Source organism: Acinetobacter sp. SK-43 (assembly GCF_015351505.1).
In the GTDB taxonomy this organism is placed as follows: Bacteria; Pseudomonadota; Gammaproteobacteria; order Pseudomonadales; family Moraxellaceae; genus Acinetobacter; species Acinetobacter junii.
On the sequence record NZ_JADKPY010000050.1, the window covers coordinates 17,688 to 39,662 of the forward strand.

Sequence of the window (21,975 nt, forward strand, 5' to 3'; positions counted from 1 at the left end):
GTGTTATTACAAACATCTAGTCAACTCGTAAAAACTGAAATTCGCGACTATCCAGAATGGCATCATGGTCGTACAGATTATGCTTTGTGGTATATCGAAATTGATCAACCAGAGTTAGTTGAATATTTAGATTCGATCAAAATACATTTCTCAGATTTTCTTATTAGGTCGAATCAACGTCAGTATCACATTACGTTATTCGTGTGCGGTTTTCTAAATAGCCATCTTTCTCCATACAATGATGATTTTTCACATGAACAATTCTTACAACATCTAAAATCTATCAATCAAATACAACTTGAACCCTTTGAATTAGAACTCACAACGATCGATAGTTTTAGTAGTGCTTTATTTATTAAAATCATCGATCGAGAAAAAATTTTAGAAAAAATCCGTTCTCAGCTTGCACTTGTCTCGAATGAAATAGCGGCACTGCAATATTGTCCACATATTACGATTGGACTTTATAGCGATGCATGGAGTAGTGATCTTGTTTTGGAGCGAATAAAAAGCTTTGAAGCCAAAAGAATTAAAATTCAAGTGAATCAATTGACTTTCGGTTATTATAAGGCTCAGATTTTACAAGGATTACTATATCCTTATCATCAAATGGTATTAGGTTAATATGTTGCAATTAATTTTGGGTGGTGCACGTTCGGGTAAGAGCCGATTGGCTGAAAATATAGCTCAGCAGCGTGGAATCCCTGTGATTTATGTCGCCACGGCGCAAGCTTTAGATGATGAAATGCAGCAAAGAATTCAACATCATCAACAGCAAAGACCTAAGCAATGGAAACTTTGTGAAGAGCCTATTTTTCTGGCGGATCAATTATTAAAACTAGATCAAGAACATCAAATCATTTTGGTTGATTGCCTTACCTTATGGTTGACCAATCTATTGTTAGCTGAAGATCAAGATTTGCAGCAGCAACAGACAGACAAGTTATTAGAAATATTACCCAAACTTAAATCTGAAATTATTTTAGTCAGTAATGAAACAGGGCTAGGCGTCGTGCCGATGGGTGAAATTAGCCGTCGATTTGTGGATGAAGCTGGTCGATTGCACCAAGCTTTAGGTCAGCTTGCTCATAAAGTGATGTTTTGTGTTGCAGGCTTTCCAATGATTTTAAAAGATGAGAAATAACATGATTGAGCAAAATGCTTGGTACATAGAATCGGCACAACAAATTGATTTGGAAGTAAAACATCTAGCCGAACAGCGACAACAACAACTCACTAAACCAACAGGGGCTTTAGGAGAGTTAGAACAGCTTGCGATTCAGTTAGCAAGTTTACAGGGTACAGTTCATCCCCAAATTCAAAAACCTTGGATCACGATTTTCGCAGGTGACCATGGTGTAGTTGAAGAAAATATCTCAGCTTATCCTCAAGCCGTGACACGTCAAATGCTTCAAAATTTCGCGTCTGGCGGTGCAGCAATTAATGTTATTGCAAGAAATCATCAGGCACGGTTACAAGTGATTGACTGTGGAACGGTAGGCGATCCCTATGATTATGTCGGTGTAGAGCGACATTGTATTCGTGCAGGAACAGCCAATTTTGCTCAACATGTTGCAATGACTGAACAAGAATGTTTTGCTGCATTAGCATTAGGTAAAACTAGTGTGGAGTTAGCTCAGTCAGAACAGGCTGATATCTTTATCGCTGGTGAAATGGGGATTGGCAATACTTGTTCTGCTTCAGCCATCGCATGTTTGTTGTTGAATGAAGATGCAGCACAACTGACAGGTGTCGGAACAGGAATTAATAATCAACAATTACAACATAAAATTGCAGTCATCAATCAGGCAATTGAACTCCATCAATCCAGTGTTAAGAATGATGCTTTAAAAATTTTAGCTGCAGTAGGTGGTTTAGAGATTGCTGCTATGACAGGAGCATATTTACGTTGTGCTCAAATTGGTTTGCCTATTGTGGTGGATGGTTTTATTAGTTCCGTTGCAGCTTTATGTGCTGTTCGCATACAGCCAAGTTGTCGTGACTGGATGCTATTTGGACATCAGTCAGCAGAATATGGTCATGTTCGTATTCTTAAAGAATTAAATGCACAGCCAATTTTAAAAATGAATCTAAGATTAGGTGAAGGAAGTGGTGCAGGCGCGGCATTGTTGATGCTGCAATTGGCATGTGTTTTACATAATCAAATGGCAACCTTTGCCGAAGCTGCAGTGACAGGAGATAAAGTTGCGCCTTGATCTACTGCGACATGGTGAAACAACTTTAAGCCATACTTTACGTGGGCATACTGATGATGAACTAACAGAAAATGGTTGGTTGCAGATGCAATCAACCATACAGCAATATGTCGCTGGAGGTACTAATTGGGATGTTATTTTTAGTTCACCTTTACAGCGTTGTCATGTCTTTGCGATCAATTTAGCAGAGCAACTCGAAATACCTTTGCAATTAAATATGCATATCAAAGAAATGTATTTTGGTGATTGGGAAGGTATTTCGACTCAAAGCATTTATGAAAATGAGCCCGAGTTATTGGCAAATTTTTGGCAATTTCCAACAAAATATCATGCACCAAATGGTGAGTCTTTAGAACAATTTTTACAGCGTGTTCAAGTTGGCTTTGATGAAATCCACACTCAAATGAAAATAAATCAATGGAATAGAGCATTAGTTGTTACGCATGGTGGTGTGATTAAATTACTCACTTGTTTAGCACGACATAAACATCTCAATGATTTATTAAAAATGTCTGCTGAGCTTGGGCAACTGTATTCAGTAAAAATGTATAAAAACGATAGTCTCTGTTTTGAGGAAATCAAAGAATGACACCATTTTGGATCGCTTTGCAATTCTTGACTGTTTTACCCATCGAACTAAAACAGATACCAACTGCAAAGCAAAATGGTCAATCTGTACTTTTTTATCCACTTGTAGGCTTGCTAATAGGATTAACCCTATTTGGACTTTCAATTCTTCTCGTAAAACTACCGATTATTCTTGCTGCAACCATTATTTTAGTGATTTGGATTTGGCTTACAGGTGGACTTCATTTAGATGGTCTAGCGGATACAGCAGATGCTTGGGTAGGTGGTTTTGGTGATCGGGAACGGACCTTAAAAATCATGAAAGACCCAAGTTGTGGTCCTATCGGTGTTCTAAGTTTAGTTATTGTTTGCTTGATGAAGTTTTCAGCTTTATATGTCTTGCTAGAACAACGGCTCTCTGCATTTTTAATCTTAATACCCATACTGGGTCGCAGTGTTCCTTTATTTTTATTTCTCACAACACGATATGTTCGAGCAAATGGATTAGGGCGGTCAATAACGGATTCTATTCCTAAAACACTAGCATGGATGGTTTTTGTCATTACATCAACATTACTTTGTGCATTTAAATGGATGGGATTAGTTGCTTTAATCAGCTTTTTATTGATATTGGTTTACTTAAGAATTTTGTTTATTAAGAGAATCGATGGTATCACGGGTGATACGGTGGGTGCTGCTATTGAGTTGAGTGAGACAGGCTTAATATTAACTTTTGTGATTGCTTTCTTTTATATCTAAGTGAATTTTTATAGGCTTGATCCTTCTCAAATAAGAAGGATCAATTCCGCTTTAACGTTTTCGAATTGCCAATACACTTCCTAAGATTACCAATACTGTAATCAGTCCCGCAATTGTTGCCAACAGAATGTCTCTAAGCGTTTTATCGATCGGTAACCATGTCCACTTATGCAAATATGCAAAACTAAAGCCCTCTAAGGCATCTTGCTGATTTACTTGTGCCGCAATAACACCGCTACTTGGTTCGATATAAAGTCTAAGCTGATCATTCAAATTAGTTTCAACTTTGATTACAGGTAAACGTTTGTTGATAAAACCATATTCACCATCAAACTGTGTAACCCATGAACTTTGAGTAAAATGCTCAAAAGGCAAGTTTAAATAAAATGCTGCCAAATATTTGTTCTGCTCAAGAGGATTCAACTTTTTAGCATGTTGAGCATCAATTAACTCAATGGCTGGGGCAGCATCTTTTGCATGATGATGGTGATCATGTTCTTTCGCTGCGGTCATGCTCCCTTGTAACTGTGGTTTTCCAGTCAATTGAATCATCCAGCCTGCATGAGCTTGATTCTGATCAAAAGCGATCGGTACAACATTGAGTCGCTGAATCGGGTGTTGAACTGCCAATTGCCATGCTTCAGGATTTAGATCTTGCGTATGGAAGATGGGCTGAATATTTACAAGTTCAGGTTTTTTATGCCAAACATGATAAAAACCACTAAACACCCATAACAAAATAAAAACGCTTAAACTGATGCCCAGATAACGATGAAAAAATCGAATTGGTTTTTTACCTAAACGATGATTTTTACGATTGTGAATTTTGAAGAACAACCCGATTCCCATCAAGGTCAAAGCAAGAATGCCAATTAAAGCAATTTGCATCAAGAGATTTTGTCCTGCCCACGGTTGATCTCCCCAAGTCCATGTATGTCCTAAGCGGAAGATCCGTGCCATCCACATTTTCTGATCATTGGAAATCGTTGCTAATCGAGATTGTGCTGGATCGACATAAGCTCTTAAACCAGTATCAAAATCTACACGCCAAACAGGTAATAAACGATTGACGCTTGGATAATCATCGCTAAATTGAGTCACTAGTTCAGCAGAAATAATCTGTTGTTGGCTTAAGCTGGTGTACCAAACTGCAAGACGTTTTGCATCTTTTAATTCGGCATCTTCAATAAGTTGCCCAGTATGAAGATCAAAATATTCAGCAATATTTTGATTAGGTTTTTAAAACTCGATAAGCGATAAGATCTTTATTAAGTTCAATCACTTGTATTGCAGAAAATTCGGTAATTTTCTGCATTTCTAAGATTTGAGGAACGGACAATCCATCCCTCAAATCAAGCTGTTGGGATGGAGGCATACGTTTTGCAGGTTGTGGTTGGGTTGCACTCATAATTGGATGCAACACACCAGTTAAAGACCACATCAAAACGAGAATGCCAAGTACCATTCCAAAGCCACGATGAAACTTTAGTAGCTTTTTCAATTGGTTGGCATTCATGACTTATTTCCCAAAATGATAACGTAAACCTAATAAATAAGTACGTGGTGCAGCAGGTGTATAACTGGCTTGGTTATTACTAAAAGAGGTAATTTCTGCATAATGCACATCAGCAGCATTGAGAATTTGCCCATAAACCTCATAGGAATTTTTACGATAATTTGCACGTAGGTTTAAAATCGAATGTCCATCATACTTTTCTGTATTGGCATCATTTATCCAGTATGAACCCACATACATACCTTCGACTGAAAGTAATAGTTCTGGTATAGGTTTAATCTGATACTCAACTGTTCCAAAGCTTTTTGGCGAGCTAGGCATCGTATTGCCGCTATAGTCGAGTGTTAGTGAGGGTTGAAATTGCTTATATTCATGTTTTGCTATACTGCCTGACAGTTTTAAACGTTGGTCATATCGTTCGCTGAGTTTCCATGTTCCACCAATTTCAATGCCTTGATGTAAAGTTTTTCCAGCATTACGAGGTTCACGTGTGTTGTCAGGTTTAGTAAAGCTAAGCACTTCATCTTTACCTTCTAGGCGATATAAAGTAATTTCGCCATCTAAGCGATCATCCAATAACTTGAAACGCAAACCTAGATCAACGTTATCAAAGGTTGCTTCTTTCAGGTCAGGTGTGACTAAATTTGCTCCATAAAGGCTACTCACTTCAGGTGGAATAAAGCCTTGTGACCAATTGCTGTAAGGATCTAATTCAGGCGTAATATTCCAAACAAAACCGAGTTGTGGACTGGCCTTATGGAAATTACGTTTTTCATCTGGAGCACCTGTCACTTTAGAAGGAATAAGCTTATTGTCAAAGTCATAACTGATCCAGTCATAGCGAGCGCCACCGACTAAGTTTAAGTTTGGTAAAGCTTGCCAATTTGCTTGTGTGTAAATCGCTTGGTTATTGACATCGACATTAAAATCACGCAGTAATTGGCGTTGTTTAAACCCTGTATAAACACGTGTTTGAAGATCGCGAAACACCTCAATATCATTAGTTTTTTTGCTTGGTTCGGCGAATGTTCAGACATCGCACCAACAATTAATTTCACAGGGTGAAAATTAATGGAATGTTGTAAATTTAAACCATAAGACTGAAAGGCATTATATGTAGTTTGGCCAGTATATGTTCCAGTAGGTTTGCCATTCTTAACATCAGTACGGATGTTATAACTTGGATTCTGTTCAGTGGTGTTATCACGATAATACAGTGTCGCTTGACTTTGGTTTTGATCATTCCAACTGTGACTTAATTGAGATGAAAGTCTTGTTGCATCAACTTCACGATAGGTAAAGGTTTGATAACTGTAACCAGATCGTTTACTGAAATCCTCTGCATTTAAACTACCCGTCATATCTGCTTTGAGATGATTATAACTGACGATATTTTTAACTTGGGTGGCATCAGATATGCGCCAATCATGCCTCAAAGTGATACTTTGCTTATTACTTTCTGCGTGATCTTGCCAACTATCACCGCGATCACTGGCATAGCCTGAAACTCTAAAGCCATGCTCTCCAAATTCGGTATCAAAGGTATTCGATGCACCTAGATCAATACGACGATAACCTTCAGAGCTTGCTCTCACGCCTAAATCAGCTGTGGGAGTTAAACTGGGTGCTTTGGTCAAGAAGTTGATTGTTCCACCAATCGCATTACTGCCATATAAGCTACTGGCTGGACCACGCAGAATTTCAATACTATCAATCCCAGCCAAATTCACTTCATATAATGCATTATGGTTAAACACACCTACAGGACGCACAGATATACCGTCTTCTAAATACTGATAAACAGCCGCAGTCGTGATTGGTTGGCGTATAGACATCATGTGCTGCTCATTACCCAAGTCATTCATCAAAACACCTGGTGTTTGATTCACTAACTGACCAATGAATGTTGCATGTTTATCTTCAATATCTTGGTTGCTGATTTTGCTAATCGCAGCAGGAGTATTGCTAATCGATTCTCCCTCACGGCTTGCAGTGACGACAATCGTCGCTAAGGTTTTGGTTTCATCTTTTGATGAAGTTTCAGCTAAAGCAATTGAACTGTAAGTAACAGAAAGGCACGCAGCAGCTAATACTGACAAACGAAATTGAGTATTCATATCAAACTCTATAAAAAAAGCAATAAACAAGGCGGTACCGCAGTTCTCACTGGATACGATATTTACGGAATTGCGTTTTATAGAGCAAGTGGAGGTGCTTGTTTAATTGGGAAAATATAGTAGATACGTGGTATATGCAGATCTTCTGTCCACGCATAGCATAGGCATCGTACACGAGTAAACCAAGCCAATAAAAATACAAAAATAATTGCAATAAAAGGAACAATTGCAGCAGCGTCAACACCATAAGTACATAAAGGACAATGCTTCATGATCTTGCTTGCAAGCGCAAAAACTTCTTTAGCATGATCACTAAGTAGATTATGTTTTTGATGTTGAAGATGCTGTTCATGCTGCGTTTTATCGTGCATAGCATGATGGTGATGACTTGAATGGCTATCTGAATCTATTAAGCTATTTTGAATATCTGTAACTTGGCAGTGACTCGGCATTGCATACAGTGAAGGTACAACGCCAATATGAACCATCGTGGGTAAGAAAATATGCCAGAGTAAACAAAGCAAAGTAATCGCACCAAGAGAGGTACGCCACTTTAGCAAATGTTGACGGAAACTGGACTTCATATCAGTGATACGACACAGTGGAAATGTGGCAGCAGTATAGTTAAAAAAACATTGCACTACAAAACATATCTTAAACAGATGAATCAGTATTCAAGATCACTTTATTGGGGATTTATCGAGCTTTTTACGTAAAAAAAACAGGCTCATGAGAGCCTGTTTTATATCTATATTAAAGATTAACGATTTGGTAAAACGTCTTTTAATGCTTCATGCATCTCTAGTAGGGCTTTTTCTGTTGTTTCCCAGTCGATGCAGCCATCAGTTACTGATTGACCATAAACAAGATCAAATAAGTTTTCAGGAATATCTTGACGACCACCTTTCAAATGACTTTCAACCATAATGCCTACGATTGACTTATTACCATCAAGAATTTGCTCTGTGATGTTTTTAAGAACTAAAGGTTGTAAGTATGGATCTTTGTTTGAGTTAGCATGACTGGTATCGATCATGATTTTATTGCTTACTTTAGCTTTTGCTAAAGCAGCTTCAGCTTCAGCAACAGAAGTTGCATCATAATTTGGCTTACCGTTACCACCACGTAAAACTACGTGTGCGTAAGGATTGCCCTTAGTATTAATAATTGCAACTTGACCGTTTTCATTTAAGCCTAAGAAGCTATGACCGTGTTTTACTGATTGCATTGCATTCGTTGCAACTGTTAAACCGCCATCTGTACCATTTTTAAAGCCAACAGGTGAAGATAATCCGGAAGACATTTCACGGTGTGTTTGACTTTCTGTTGTACGAGCACCAATCGCTGACCAAGAAATTAAATCTTGGTAGTACTGAGGTGAGTTCGGATCAAGTGCTTCAGTTGCACAAGGCAAACCTTTTTCATTTAATTCTAGTAAAAGACCACGACCAATATGTAACCCTTTTTCAATATTGAAAGAGTCATTCATATCAGGGTCATTAATTAAACCTTTCCAACCTACTGTTGTACGTGGTTTTTCAAAATAAACACGCATAACTAAATAAAGCGTATCTTTTACTTTTTCACTTAGCTCTTTCAAGCGATCAGCATACTCATTTGCAGCTTTAGGATCGTGGATCGAACAAGGGCCAATAACGACAAACAAGCGCTTGTCTTTACCATCTAAAATATTACGTACAGTTGCACGTCCTTGTAATACAGTTTGCGACGCAGCCGCAGATAAAGGAAGATCAGCTTTCAGTTCCGCAGGGGTAATTAAAGTTTGAATGCTTTTAATGTTAACGTCGTCGATATCTGGCTGAGAAACTGGATTTGACTGTAGAGTATTCATTGCTGTCACAAATTTAATCAAAAGAAGAGGTTATTTTGTCTACGAATATAGCACGAAAAGCCGACTGATTAACTAGTTATAATCATATTTTGTGTAGAAACAATCGGCATTTTGCTACTTAAACTGCGCTTGTAGAAGTTGTTGTTTGCTGAATCACGACAGCTTGTTGAGTTTCTACTGGCTTTGGTTTCGCTTTGATCGGGTTAACCATAAAGTTAATCCCTAGCGCAAATAATGTGATACCTAGAATTTTACGAATCAAACGTTCTGGCATATGCGAGCTGATCAATGTGCCTGCAATAATTGCTGGAATAGAACCAACCAATAACCACATCAATAATGTAAAATCGACGTTGCCTGAAGACATATGGCTTAGGCCAGCAACTGCTGTCAATAATACTGCGTGTACAACATCAGAACCAATAATACGAATCATAGGTAGATTTGGGAACATAATTACTAAAGCCATGATGCCAAAAGCACCAGCACCTACAGATGATAGTGTAACGAACACACCTAAGATGATCCCCATGATGACGATATAATGGCGTTTATGTTGTAAAGCATGTTGCTCGCTTTCCATATTTGCTTGTTCACGATTACGGAAACGGTCAAAGAACTTTTCAATTTGCGCACGAAAGACAATCGAGATACCTGTCAAAGTCAGCATAAAACCAAGTACCATCGTTAATACAGCTTTGTAGTTCGTTGATTGACTTAAATAATGTTCTAAAACCCATGAGGTTGCGAATGATGCAGGAATACTACCGATTGCTAGCCAAATAACGATTGGCCAAACGATATTGAGTTTCTTTGCATGAACAACTGAGCCACAGAATTTAGAGATTGATGCATAGAGCAAATCAGTACCAATTGCGATATGTGGCTCAATTTTGAAAAGGCTAATAAGAATAGGAGTCATCAAAGAACCACCGCCAACACCTGTGATACCTACACAGAAGCCAACCAAAACCCCAGCCATGATAAATTCAATAGGACCAAACATTACCAATATGCCTAATTATGCAAAAACAGGCATATCTTATGCTTTTTTGAGATAACTCGTTGTGATGAATAATGATTTACTTATGCAAAAAAAAGCTAAAGGAAGATTTTTTAACGTCATTTGTGTTTGACTTTAGGTGTTAAGACACGATTGATTTTTAAAACCAATAGGAAGGTGATTGGTGTTGCAAATATCCACCAACTGACGAATCCGATCGATATTCCCTCAATCCAACATAATAAACTTCCTGAAATTAGGAATAAAAGAAAAGCTAAGATTCGAAATTGCACTTGATAGGTCGTCATTATTTTTTGATATTTCAAATGAACATTAGACTGTTGTTTAGAACTACAACGATACAAGATGAACATACCGATTAAAGTCAGTAATAAACTAAATAAAATCACACATTCACTCCATTTTTAATCAGTTTGCTTTTAATTTTCTGAGTTGACTTGATTTGTATTGGGTGAATGTTTTTATATATGAATGCTGCAAAACAAGCACAAGCAACAAAGAATAGATCAACACGTAGAAATAACCAGTAACTTTCCAAGTTTGCTATAAGGTCATGATTAAGCAAATAGAACAGGTTATATAAGGGTAAACTAAAAGCGAGTAGAGCAAAGATCACAATCTGAGATTTCCATAAATATTGCTTAGGTGTGAATAAAGCCAATACAAAACTAAGCATCCAAACGCTAAAAAATGTATAAATTTCATAATTAAGATCAGCGCTAGGACTTGAAATCAACCGATTCACTAAAAAATAGCTCAACATAGCAATCGGAAGACCAATAAAACTTGCAATATTTAAGCGATCAACAAGGTAGTAACCAAAATGGAATTTTGGGGACTTATACTGAATTTGTCGTTTAAGACTCCACAGCAATAGCCCTGACGCAATCATCAGACAGCCAAGAACTCCTGAGCAAAAAAAGGCAAATCTTAAAAAAGGTTGGGCAAAAGTTGCCATGTGAAGTCCATAAACTCCAGCATTTAGGGTAGCTATAGCACTATTATTTCTAGTATTACTTAATATCTTTCCCGTTCCATCAAATACGATTTGCGGTTGATTTAGCGTGATTGAACGATCTTCAAGTTGTTTGATCGTTATTACGGCTTGATCCGTATTTGGATTTTTAACCTCAAAAGTAGCAAGTGATCGATCTCCCCATTGTTGTTTGATTCGAGTCAAAAGATCCTCTGTCGATATCATGTTGCTTATTTGAGGGGATGTTATCGTATTTGAATTCGTAGCTACGGTTCGTATTTCAGTGAAATATTGATAAGGATTTTCTGGATAGAGTTTTTTCATTCCCCAAGGGAGATATAAATAAAAGAAAATGGCTAAGCCTGTAAACGTTATCGTCAGAAAAAAAGGAAGAGCTAAAACTGATGTCACATTATGAAAATCAAGCCAAGACCGTTGTGATCTAAATGTTCTGAGTGTAAAGAAGTCGGTAAATATCTTTTTGTGGGTAATAATGCCAGATACCAGTGCAATTAACATGATGAATGCTGCAAGGCTTGTGATGAGCCTGCCAATAAACACAGGCATACCGTATAGCTGAAAATGAAAATTGTAAAAAAAGTCGCCGCCTTGAGTATGAGATAATTGAAGTTCTTTGCCTGTATTAGCGTCTAAGCTTTTACTTTCGTAACCACCACTAGCTTTTTCCCAATAAATTTTATTTACAGGTTCTTCAGAATTAGCAACTTTTAAATACCACGTTTTAGCATCACTAGCATTTTGGGATAGGTAATGAGTTGCCGTTAGGATTGCCTTATCCTGATTGATTTGATATTGCGCAAGTTGTGGCTGCATCCATAATGTGATTTGATGCCGATAGTAGGAGCTTGTACCCATCAAAAAAATAGCAAATAGCAGCCATCCGAAAATTAAGCCCGTCCAAGTATGTAGCCAAGCCATTGACTGGCGAACACTTTTATTCTGCATTTTTTAATTCAAACCTGCTGATAAGCCAAATAGAAATAAGGTGAGTGCGAAACTTGTTAGGGCGAGCTTAGATAAAGAAGTAAAACAAAATCCAACAATGATAAAGCTGAGATAAAAAAATATGGAAATGAATGCTGCTAGATAAATTGCTTCAGCATTTGCTAAAAAGGTCTGAAAAACTTGAGTAAGGCTTATACATAAAAAAGCTGTACATACATACCCGATCACAAACGTTAAAAAGAAGCGAAATAAAACATTTAGTTTATCGCTATATGTATTTAAAGAAGTCTTAGACATGAGTTCACAATGATGTTAAATAGAATAAATTACATATGAAAATGATTCTTGTTTATATTAATGTGTTAATCAATTCTATTCAATTTCACTTTAATCGTAAATATAAATGGATATAAGAATAATTAGTGCTAATACAGATGATTCATAATGTTCACTAATCAAGAACAAATTGTCATCTTTGATGCGATTCAATGTAAAATCATTTTGTTAAAATATTTCAAACATTTGAATGGGGCAGTTGTCTTGTTAAAGCAAAAACTAAAAATTGGGATCGTCGTGGGTGAAGTTTCTGGTGATACGCTAGGAGTTAAACTCATGCGTAGTTTTCGCGAACAAGGCATAGATGTTGAATTTGAAGGTATTGGTGGTCCGCAAATGATCGCTGAAGGTTTTCATAGTTATTATCCTATGGAAATACTATCTGTGATGGGAATTGTGGAAGTCCTAAAAGACCTAAAAAAATTATTTGCTGTACGTGATGGTCTAGTTGAACGATGGACTGAACGTCCCGTAGATATTTTTATAGGAATAGATGCGCCAGATTTCAATCTACGTCTATCTAAAACGATTAAAGAAAACAATTTACCAATCAAAACAGTTCAATATGTGAGTCCTTCAGTTTGGGCTTGGCGTCAAGGACGAGTTCATGGCATTAAACGAAGTATAGATTTAGTCCTTTGTTTGTTTCCATTTGAAAAAACATTCTATGAAAATTATGAGGTGCCAGCAGCATTTGTAGGACACCCTTTAGCAAAACAATTACCTCTCAAGAATCCGATTATTGAAGCGAAACATCAATTAGGTTTAGCAGCAAATAAAACTCACATCGCATTACTTCCAGGCAGTCGTCGCGGTGAAATCGAACGATTATTGCCATTATTGACGGATGCTGCCGAGATTTTACATCGAAAATATCCAGAGCTTGAGTTTCTGATACCTGCAATCAATGATGCTCGTAAGCAACAGATAGAGCAGGGTTTACAGAATGTAGGGACGAGTTTAAAGGCTAAAATTCATGTTTTAGAAAATTCCGATGCTGAATCAAAAATTGGACGTATGGTGATGAATGCGAGTGACATAGTTGCTTTAGCATCTGGCACAGCGACACTTGAAGCGATGTTATTGCACCGTCCGATGGTGACATTTTATAAATTAAACTGGTTAACCTATCTAATTGCGAAATTTTTAGTCAAAATACCATATTATTCTTTGCCCAATATTATTGCTGGCAAAAAGGTAATTGAAGAATTAATACAAGCAGATGCAACGCCACAGCATTTAGCAACTTCAATTGAGAAATTGATGGATCACGAAACTGCACATATTCAAATGATGCAACATCTTAGTATGCATAAGCAGCTCATCTCAGGGAATACTGAAGATCCAGTCCAAGCGATATTGAACTCTTTGAGCTCTTGATAAATAAAAAGGTGGCAACGTAGCCACCTGTATTCAAGTCATTCAAGCTCGAAGAATTAGTTCATAACCTGTATATTTTCGAATATTGATCACGCCAATATCAAGTATCAGGTATTGACCTTTGATACCTTGTAATACACCGCGTATTTTTGGAGTCTTATCCAAATTTAGTGATTTTATTTTTTCAGGATATTGTTCCACAGGGTATATAAACTCATGTGGTATTTCATTTTCTAGTAATTCTAGATTTTCATTAAACTCTAGATTTTGACTGAACTCATCACGAATACTTTGAATCTTAGGTGCAAATTCTTCAATAATCTGATCGCGCTGTTCAATTAAATTTAGTGGCTCAGCTTCGCCTTTAAGCAATTTACGCCAATCAGTTTTATCAGCGATTTGAGTGCCAAATAATGTTTCTAAATGTCCTGATAAACGGCGTGAACCCACTTTCATGATTGGGAGAGCTTGTGTCGCACCTTGATCTAACCAACGTGTTGGCATATTCACGATACGGGTGATTCCGATTTTTAAGGCACTAGAGTTCGCTAAATAAACAATATGTGGTTGGAAGCAGACATTGTGTGCAAAATCATTTTCACGGCATGTACCTAAATGATAATGACAGGTTTCAGGTTTCATAATACACAAGTCACATTCAGCTTTTGTTTTAAAGCATTTAAAGCAATGTCCTTGCGAATATGATTTAGGTGTCTTTGCACCACAAGATGTACAAAAAATATTTCCAGTCCATTCAATCTCTAACTCTTGACCCAACACAAACGGTAGATCAGTTTCTGAACGATCTAGGATAAATTTATATTCAACATTTGCCTTGCGTGTTGATTGATCAGTTACACTATGCGTTTTGAGTGCTGCATGCATTTTATGGCAAATGCCCTGTAGTTCCATTAATAAACTCTCATCTTTCTCAATCAAGGGTTGCAGTATGGCTGAACAAAATGTCATCACTTCTATGCTAGACGATTTATCTAAAGAGCAGCCGATTCATACTGCACTTTGTATAGGTCAGAAAATTGACCAAAATGCTTCTATTCAATGGAATTATTTTAACGTAACTGACTTTTTAAATCTGCCTTTTACGCAGCGATATGATTTAGGTTTTGTATTATTTGATACAGAAGAAATGCAAACTATCAGTGATTCTCAAAAATCCCAACTATTAGTCAAGCTTCGAGATTTGATGGCAAAACGTATCGTTGTCGTGAGTAAATTAACTGATGAAAAGTTACTGCGTTCACTTGGTTTTACTCAATTGATTGATAAAACCACGCATGAAAGCGATTTTGCTTTATGGCAGTTTAATATTTTAACTTATAAACATGTTCCTGACTGGTTTAATTCTAAGTTCTGGGCAAATCCTGAAAACTGGGATAAGTTCCGCTGGTGATCAGGCCGGATTTAGCTAAGCTAAATCCTTGCTTTTGATTGCAAGTTCTTGCAAAAATTAACAAATCATCTTTGTTTTGTTTTTTCAAAGCAGCGTATTCTTTTGGAATAAATAATTCCAAAGGATAAGTCATGACGGATTTAGCAAATATTGTTGAAATACTGGCGAAACAAGCTTTAGGTGGACAACAGCAAACGACTGGGCAAAGTGGTTTGGGCGGAATTTTAGGCTCAGTTTTAGGTCAACTTGGTGGACAACAACAAAACAATCAAAACCAACAACAAGGCGGTTTAGGCGGAATTCTTGGTTCAGTATTAGGTCAGTTAGGTGCGGGGAATAGTGGTAATTCTACTCAGACCAATACTAGTAACCGCGGTGGTACAGCACAAACGTTACTGATAGCAGTTTTACCTTTAATTCTTGCATGGATTCAAAAACAAGGCGGTTTGCAAGGTGCTTTAGATAAACTAAAAAATGCAGGTTTAGCAAATCAGGTCCAAAGTTGGGTCGATCCACAACAACAAAATGCTCAAGATGTTCCAACTCAAAATATTCAAAATTTATTTGATGATCAAGATGTTGAACAAGTTGCACAACAAACACAAGCGCCTAAACAGGCAATTTATGGTGCAATAGCATCAGTTCTACCACAAGTTATTGATTCTTTGACACCACAAGGCTCTAGTACAAATCCTCAAGAAGCAAATCAAGATATTCAGAATGTCTTAAATTTAGTAAGTGGATTCTTAAAAAAATAATCAATCAAAAAGAAAAGGGCATTCATTTGAATGCCCTTTTTTTGTAGAACGATAATCTCAATTTAGAAATTATATTCCATACCTAAACCAATACCTGTTTTGGCATCATTAGAAGCTAACCAATCACGTTTTTGTTGACCCACAACGCCGTAGAAACGAGCTTGTTTGTTGATTTGGTAGTCAGCACCTACACCGTAAAGGTCTTGTTGACGGTCTTTCATACCATCGACTTCAGTCGTTGCAGAAATGTACTGTGCTTTTAACTTCACAGGTGTTGATGGAATTGCATACGCAGCTGTTACGCCATAAGCATCTTCTTTTAAGCCTTTAAATGAATTATTTTTGACTGTGTCTGGTTTATTAGTTTCTTTAGTCGTTGTGATGACAGCCACAACATCATCTGTAGGCTTAGCTGTTTGCCATAAAGCACCCAATACTAAACCACTAGCACCCATTGCGCCCAAGTCTAAAGAACCTGTTACACGCACAGCATCAGTATAAATACCTGACAAATCATAAGCATTGAATTTTGAAGCGATCGCACGGTTTGCAGCAACTGCAGCAGCTAAGCCCATATCTTTGTTTTCATACGTAAGAGATGCTGAAACACCATCACCAAAACCATCACGTGCATCTTTTAAACCATAGTTTGTAACTACAGTTGTTTCTTTAGTAACGCCAGCTAGTGAAGTTGTAGATGTTTTTGCAGTTGCAGATGTTGCTGCATTTTCACCTTGTTGGAACATAATGTTAAATGCTAAGCCACCCAGTAATTTTTTATCAGTCTCAAAACCAATAATATTCTTTGGGCGATCTTCACCAGCTAAAACTGCAGTCATGTCAAGTTCATTGTGATCGTTAAAAATATCTTGGTTATTACCAGCTGCAGTTTTGAAGTAAGAATCGTGTTGACCAACTTTTAAAGTTGCAACGCCGTTAGATTTAATACCGACAAAACGGTTACGGTTTTTAAATACATCACCGTCTCCATCCGCACTAATTTCCCATTCGGCTAAATAAACTGCTGATAAGTTATCAGTCAATTTTTCTTCACCCTTAACGCCAATACGTGAAGCATTAGAGTTCACTTTAGTTACGCTTTCATCTTTAAAGCCGTTGTTGTCAATATTGTCCAAAGTCACACTGAGCTTACCATACAATGTTGGTGCTGCTTGCGCTGCATTCATGGCTAAAGTTGCTACAGTAGCAGCAAGAAGCAATTTTTTCATTGAGATTTCTCCAAAACACTTTTTTGTAAATGGCTAATGCCTTAGTTACTGTTATAAGCTTGCTTGTGTACAAAAAGTTACACAGCTCACTGACTTGTATGCAGTATCGGAAAACTTTGTGACAGAGAAGTGAAAGAAAGATGACAGTTTGATGACGATTTATATTTGGTAATAATTATATTTATTATTGATTTTTATAGTAATAATAAAAAACGAAGTTATAACTTCGCTTTTTATTATGTGAAAAATTACAGTGCAGCTTTAATTTTTTCTGCTAATTCTTTAATTTTTTCTTGATCTCCCATCTTGGCAGCATGACGCCCCAACTCATGTACTGAACTTGGAATTAAGTGAAAATGCACGTGAGGAACAGTTTGTCCAGCAGAAGCGCCAGACAATTGCATTAAAACAATACCTTTTGCATCTAATGCAGTTTCAATCGCTCGAGCAATTTTTTGCACAATTTGAATGGTGTATGCAGCAGCATCCGCAGGTAAATCGAGTAGAGTTACTGCAGGTGTTTTTGGGATAACAAGCGTATGACCTTCCGCTTGGGGCATAATATCCATAAATGCGAGTACTTGATCATCTTCATAGACCTTAATCGCAGGTAATTCGCCACGTAAAATTCTCGCGAAAATATTTTGGTCATCGTATGCCATGATTAATCCTTTATATGATGTACTAAGTTAAAAAATTGCTCCCTTATTGATTTCAATAAGAGAGCTATAAATGAACTATTTAAGTAGTTTTATTTGCAATTAAGCTCTTTTTGCCTAGCTTTGATTTGATCGAGACGTTGTTGCTCTTTATCTGAAAATTTTGGCTTAGTCGTATGGCAGTTTTCATTACCATATTTAGCTTTCGCATCAGCGTCTTTAAAACAGAATCCTTTTGATGCATAGATGAGGTTGTAGTCATCTTGCAACTTTTTACATTCTTGTTCTGGTGTGGCAGCTTGGAGATTAAAACCAGTAAAAGAGATTAATCCTGCAATAACTGCAACCGTAAACTTATTCATGAGGTGTTCCTCTATTCAAAAAGGTATAAATCAAGGCTTTATGAAACGATATTCATATGGCATTTGATCCCTACGTACTTACCAATATAAGGCTTATTCATGAAATTTCAATCAATGTGTATTGTTTGAGTGTAATTTTTACTTCATGATTTATTCATATTCAAAAATAAAAAATATATTTTTCATTGACTTAAAGTAAGTTAATTGGCTTTAAATGTAATTTAATAATCTCAAGTTATAAGCATTGAAATAAATGTAATATTTAAAGCACCACATATTTATGCAATGCTATCTCATAAATTTCAGATATCAAAAGTGTCGATGAATAGAATATTGCATAAATAAAGGGTCTTATTTAAGCGTGATTTTAGTCCAAGATTCATACATTTTAATTGCAGCTGAGAAGTCACTATTGGATTCAGCAGTTAAGTTTGCAGCTTGAATGAGACTTTGTGCCAAAGATAGTATAGGTGCAGGTAATTTTGCATCGTGTACCAAATCTAGGGCAATTCCCGTATCTTTTGCTAATAAAGGCAGGGCAAAAGTAACAGGAAACTCTCGACTTAAAACACGTTGAGGGAAAATATTCTCAGTGACTAGGCTTTTACCACTAGAAGCATTAATACAATTCAAGGCGGCATCTAGATTTACGCCATGTGCTTTTAATGTTGTAAAACCTTCAGCTACTGACCATAAATTTACAGCGAGCAACATGTTATTAATTGCTTTTACTGCAAAGCCTGCGCCAGACTCGCCTACATGTTGAATAAGTTTTCCTAAAGCAGACATAGCAGGATAGGCTCGTTCAAATGCATCAATATCACCACCTACCATAAATGTTAAGGTTGCATTTTCTGCACCTATAGTTTGACCACTGACGGGTGCATCCAAAAATGCTACATCTTGAGCTTTGAGCTGTTCAGCTAGACGACGCGCTGCATCAGGGACACCACTGGTACTGTCAATCCAAATTGCACCTGATTTGATTTTGATACTGCTTATTAGGTTTTCAACATCTTGGCTGGTCGGTAAGCAAGAAAAAATCACATCGGCTTGCGCTGCTTGTTCGAGTTCAACGGCAATTGTTCCAAATTCTGTTGCATGTTGTTCGGCTTTACTAAAATTTCGATTCCAAACATAAACGGTGTCGAAATATTTTGGTAAATGAGCAGCCATGCGATATCCCATGGCACCTAAACCGATAAATGCAACAGATTGAGTCATAGATTACCTTTTTAAATGTGTTGAACGTTCTTCTAGCCATTTTGTAAGTGTCGGCCAAAACTCGATTGAGCTATTTTGACTAGACATTAAACCTAAGTGTCCGCCAGGTATAAGAGTAAACGTGACATCTTGGCTATTTGTCAACTGAGTTAATGGAAAAGCAGCATCAGCCGTTACCAGTTGATCACTTTTCCCAGCGCCAACTAATAGAGAGCAGTTGATACCTTTTAATTCAATGGTTTTGTTTTTTAGTGTGATTGCACCATTTTTTAATGGGTTCTGCATCCAAACATTAAACAGCATGTCTTGATTAATACCACCAGGATAATCAATCATATTGTTAAGAAAATGACTTAAAGTTGCATCTTCCTGAACCAGTTTTAGATTATCGAGATTTTTAAGCAGTTGGATATTGCCGTCGATCCAACCTTTAGGATCGAGTAACTTAAAGCCCAAAGAATTTAAAAAACCTGGTGAATGAATCATGAGTTTTGGGAGACGATTGTAAATATAGTCTTTAATCGTCGCATTACGTGTTGTCACATAAGCGAGCGTTTTATATAGCTTACCAATATAACCTGATGCATAACTATCAATTGGACTACCCAATACGATTAAATTTTTTACTGCATCTGGTTGATGGCGTGCTGTATATAGTGTGACAAAGATGCCAGCCATACTCCAACCATGTAACGAGATTTCTTTAGATTTCGAATGCTTTTGAATTGCTTCAATGCAACGTGGAATGAACTTATCTATAAATGATAAGAAATCAATATGATAATTTTTATAAGTTAATTTACCCCAATCAATCAGGTACACGTCAAAGCCGCTTTCTTGAAAGTGTTTAACTAAAGAACGGTATGGATATAAATCGTATATATCCATATTAATCGCAAGTGGTGCAACGAAAACAAGAGGTTCCTTATAACGCTTGTTTTCAGAAGCATAGAATCTGACACGTGTTTGTTTAAATTCGGCAATAACTTGATAAGGTGTAGATTGGGATAAGACTAATTTGTCTGCTTCAAATACACGCATAGCGAGATGTTTAAAATTTATTTTTTGCTGTTCCACAAGCGATTTCATCTTTTTAAGTCTCATCATGAGTCAAGATTGCACGAAGTCTAAGCGATTATTGTATCTTTCGCCTTGACCTTAAATACCTTAGGCGCTCAAAATGTTGGCACATTTAGGCGGAATTTAATAACACTTTGTAATATGAATTTAATTTTTGTGCGTAAATTAATCAGATAGGATTCTAGAAGAGAGCAATAGTGATCTTATTGCTTGGTTTTATATTCAAATGTGAGAAAATTTTAGCCAAAGTTAAAATGGGCAGAAACCTATGGGTTCATTCTTTGCAATTTGCAAAACTGTCCAGAGTATAGAATAGAGTGTTCCTGAACCCATTAATCATAAGGCATACAAAACGATGAATCCAAATGATGATTTAGAATATCAACTAGATACGCTTGCAATTCGTACTGGTCATAACCGTACTTTTGAAGGTGAGCATAGTGAACCTATTTTTTTAACCTCATCGTTTGTATGTGAAAGCGCTGCTGATGCTGCTGCGAAATTTTCAGGTCAAGTAGCAGGCAATACTTATTCTCGATATACCAATCCAACAGTACAAGCCTTTGAGAAACGATTAGCTACGCTTGATGGTGCTGAGCGTGCAGTTGCAACAAGTTCTGGTATGGCTGCTGTACATGCAATTTGTATGGCGTATTTAAAAGCGGGTGACCACGTCATTTGTTCACGTGCTGTATTCGGTTCAATTATTGCCTTATTTGAAAAATATGTAGCTAAATTCGCGGTTGAAGTCACGTTTGTCGATTTAGACGATCTTGAGGGTTGGAAAAATGCCTTACAGCCAAATACTCGTTTGTTATTTATAGAAACACCATCAAACCCTCTAGCGCAAGTTGGTGATATGCAGGCGATTGCAGATATTGCACATGCACATGGTGCTCTTTTCGCTGTAGATAACTGTTTCTGTACCCCAGCATTACAGCAACCCATCAAATTCGGGGCAGATTTAGTTCTATATTCTGCAACTAAATATATTGATGGTCAGGGACGTGCACTGGGTGGTGCCGTTGTTGGTAAAAATGATTTACTTGAAGAAGTCAATGGTGTGATCCGTACACTAGGCAATTCAATGAGTCCTTTTAATGCGTGGATATTCTTAAAAGGCTTAGAAACATTGAGCTTACGTATGAAGGCGCATTGTGCGAGTGCTCAGATATTAGCTGAATGGCTCAAGCAGCATGATAAAGTTGAAAAGGTATATTATGCTGGATTGCCAGATCACCCAGGTCATGAATTGGCTAAGAAACAGCAAAAAGGTTTTGGTGGAGTTGTCTCATTCGTTGTGAAAGGAGAGCGTCAAGGTGCTTGGACTGTAATTGATAATACAAGATTCTTATCCATTACAAGTAATCTTGGTGATGTCAAATCAACAATTACACATCCTGCGACGACCTCACATGGTAGAATGTCGGCTGAAGCCAAACAAGCAGCAGGTATTGAGGAAGGTTTAATCCGTGTATCTGTTGGTTTAGAAGATATCAATGATATTATTCGTGATCTGTCACGTGGTTTAGATTTAATTTAA

General features: G+C 37.1%; 21 protein-coding genes and 2 pseudogenes. 9 read left to right on the forward strand and 14 right to left on the reverse strand.

Translation table 11 applies throughout. The features are described from left to right. From IRT38_RS10520 to IRT38_RS10540, 5 genes are read left to right on the forward strand one after another with little or no spacing between them, the layout of a single operon-like run. Positions 1-624 carry a 2'-5' RNA ligase family protein gene (locus IRT38_RS10520; protein ID WP_194597654.1) on the forward strand — a complete coding sequence of 208 codons (624 nt, stop codon included), beginning with the start codon at positions 1-3 and terminating at the stop codon, positions 622-624. A 1-nt stretch (position 625) separates the two neighbouring features. After that, entirely contained in the window at positions 626-1,144 is a 519-nt protein-coding gene (gene cobU, locus IRT38_RS10525) for a bifunctional adenosylcobinamide kinase/adenosylcobinamide-phosphate guanylyltransferase (RefSeq protein ID WP_151958353.1), read from the forward strand. 1 nt (position 1,145) lies between these two features. Beyond that, complete coding sequence (gene cobT / locus IRT38_RS10530; protein WP_194597655.1) at positions 1,146-2,216, forward strand: nicotinate-nucleotide--dimethylbenzimidazole phosphoribosyltransferase; 1,071 nt, start codon at positions 1,146-1,148, stop codon at positions 2,214-2,216. Further along, the gene (locus IRT38_RS10535) at positions 2,206-2,805 is read left to right on the forward strand and encodes a histidine phosphatase family protein (protein WP_194597656.1); all 600 of its coding nucleotides are present in this window, start codon (positions 2,206-2,208) and stop codon (positions 2,803-2,805) included. Before cobT ends, IRT38_RS10535 begins: the two co-directional genes overlap by 11 nt. Beyond that, positions 2,802-3,542 (forward strand): adenosylcobinamide-GDP ribazoletransferase, encoded by a 741-nt coding sequence (locus IRT38_RS10540; RefSeq protein ID WP_194597657.1) that lies wholly within the window; start codon positions 2,802-2,804, stop codon positions 3,540-3,542. Before IRT38_RS10535 ends, IRT38_RS10540 begins: the two co-directional genes overlap by 4 nt. A 51-nt stretch (positions 3,543-3,593) precedes the next feature. Here the strand turns inward: IRT38_RS10540 and IRT38_RS10545 are convergent. The 8 genes and pseudogenes from IRT38_RS10545 to IRT38_RS17555 all read right to left on the reverse strand — a co-directional run bounded on the left by IRT38_RS10545 (position 3,594) and on the right by IRT38_RS17555 (position 12,290). After that, positions 3,594-5,058 (reverse strand): annotated as a pseudogene (locus IRT38_RS10545) (PepSY domain-containing protein). Positions 5,059-5,061: 3 nt separating this feature from the next. After that, positions 5,062-7,175: pseudogene (locus IRT38_RS10550) on the reverse strand (TonB-dependent receptor). Positions 7,176-7,252: 77 nt separating this feature from the next. Next, positions 7,253-7,759, reverse strand: coding sequence for a hypothetical protein (locus tag IRT38_RS10555; protein WP_099949503.1), 507 nt, complete (start codon positions 7,757-7,759; stop codon positions 7,253-7,255). A 176-nt stretch (positions 7,760-7,935) separates the two neighbouring features. Then, positions 7,936-9,027 carry a 3-deoxy-7-phosphoheptulonate synthase gene (locus tag IRT38_RS10560; protein ID WP_194597658.1) on the reverse strand — a complete coding sequence of 364 codons (1,092 nt, stop codon included), beginning with the start codon at positions 9,025-9,027 and terminating at the stop codon, positions 7,936-7,938. Positions 9,028-9,145: 118 nt separating this feature from the next. After that, positions 9,146-10,033 (reverse strand): sulfite exporter TauE/SafE family protein, encoded by an 888-nt coding sequence (locus IRT38_RS10565; protein ID WP_112987505.1) that lies wholly within the window; start codon positions 10,031-10,033, stop codon positions 9,146-9,148. Between the two features lie 116 nt (positions 10,034-10,149). Continuing rightward, positions 10,150-10,440 carry a hypothetical protein gene (locus IRT38_RS10570; RefSeq protein ID WP_004915745.1) on the reverse strand — a complete coding sequence of 97 codons (291 nt, stop codon included), beginning with the start codon at positions 10,438-10,440 and terminating at the stop codon, positions 10,150-10,152. Further along, positions 10,437-11,993, reverse strand: a complete 1,557-nt coding sequence (locus tag IRT38_RS10575) for a PepSY-associated TM helix domain-containing protein (RefSeq protein WP_194597659.1) — start codon at positions 11,991-11,993, stop codon at positions 10,437-10,439. Before IRT38_RS10575 ends, IRT38_RS10570 begins: the two co-directional genes overlap by 4 nt. Positions 11,994-11,996: 3 nt before the next feature. Continuing rightward, a complete protein-coding gene (locus IRT38_RS17555; RefSeq protein ID WP_227592157.1) occupies positions 11,997-12,290 on the reverse strand; it encodes a hypothetical protein in 294 nt (97 codons plus the stop codon). 243 nt (positions 12,291-12,533) lie between these two features. Here IRT38_RS17555 and lpxB point away from each other — a divergent pair, with 243 nt between their 5' ends. Further along, complete coding sequence (gene lpxB, locus IRT38_RS10580) at positions 12,534-13,709, forward strand: lipid-A-disaccharide synthase (RefSeq protein WP_194597666.1); 1,176 nt, start codon at positions 12,534-12,536, stop codon at positions 13,707-13,709. 42 nt (positions 13,710-13,751) lie between these two features. On the opposite strand, the gene IRT38_RS10585 is transcribed toward lpxB, so the two are convergent. Continuing rightward, positions 13,752-14,621 carry a DUF2797 domain-containing protein gene (locus tag IRT38_RS10585; RefSeq protein ID WP_004954464.1) on the reverse strand — a complete coding sequence of 290 codons (870 nt, stop codon included), beginning with the start codon at positions 14,619-14,621 and terminating at the stop codon, positions 13,752-13,754. A gap of 37 nt (positions 14,622-14,658) precedes the next feature. Between IRT38_RS10585 and IRT38_RS10590 the strand changes: the two genes are divergently transcribed. After that, positions 14,659-15,120: a DUF6231 family protein gene (locus tag IRT38_RS10590; protein WP_125297330.1), complete on the forward strand. Its 462-nt coding sequence runs from the start codon at positions 14,659-14,661 to the stop codon at positions 15,118-15,120. Between the two features lie 131 nt (positions 15,121-15,251). Next, positions 15,252-15,878, forward strand: coding sequence for a YidB family protein (locus IRT38_RS10595; protein WP_075696476.1), 627 nt, complete (start codon positions 15,252-15,254; stop codon positions 15,876-15,878). 62 nt (positions 15,879-15,940) lie between these two features. On the opposite strand, the gene IRT38_RS10600 is transcribed toward IRT38_RS10595, so the two are convergent. From IRT38_RS10600 to IRT38_RS10620, 5 genes are all read right to left on the reverse strand, one after another. Beyond that, positions 15,941-17,107 carry a porin gene (locus IRT38_RS10600; RefSeq protein WP_194597660.1) on the reverse strand — a complete coding sequence of 389 codons (1,167 nt, stop codon included), beginning with the start codon at positions 17,105-17,107 and terminating at the stop codon, positions 15,941-15,943. Positions 17,108-17,355: 248 nt separating this feature from the next. Continuing rightward, on the reverse strand, positions 17,356-17,769 hold the full coding sequence (locus IRT38_RS10605) for an HIT family protein (RefSeq protein ID WP_004954452.1): 414 nt from the start codon (positions 17,767-17,769) through the stop codon (positions 17,356-17,358). 89 nt (positions 17,770-17,858) lie between these two features. Then, on the reverse strand, positions 17,859-18,128 hold the full coding sequence (locus tag IRT38_RS10610) for a YARHG domain-containing protein (protein WP_004954451.1): 270 nt from the start codon (positions 18,126-18,128) through the stop codon (positions 17,859-17,861). A gap of 351 nt (positions 18,129-18,479) precedes the next feature. Continuing rightward, complete coding sequence (locus IRT38_RS10615) at positions 18,480-19,352, reverse strand: NAD(P)-dependent oxidoreductase (protein ID WP_194597661.1); 873 nt, start codon at positions 19,350-19,352, stop codon at positions 18,480-18,482. A gap of 3 nt (positions 19,353-19,355) precedes the next feature. Next, entirely contained in the window at positions 19,356-20,441 is a 1,086-nt protein-coding gene (locus IRT38_RS10620; protein ID WP_004915776.1) for an alpha/beta fold hydrolase, read from the reverse strand. A gap of 346 nt (positions 20,442-20,787) precedes the next feature. Between IRT38_RS10620 and IRT38_RS10625 the strand changes: the two genes are divergently transcribed. Further along, the gene (locus tag IRT38_RS10625; RefSeq protein ID WP_004954447.1) at positions 20,788-21,975 is read left to right on the forward strand and encodes an O-succinylhomoserine sulfhydrylase; all 1,188 of its coding nucleotides are present in this window, start codon (positions 20,788-20,790) and stop codon (positions 21,973-21,975) included.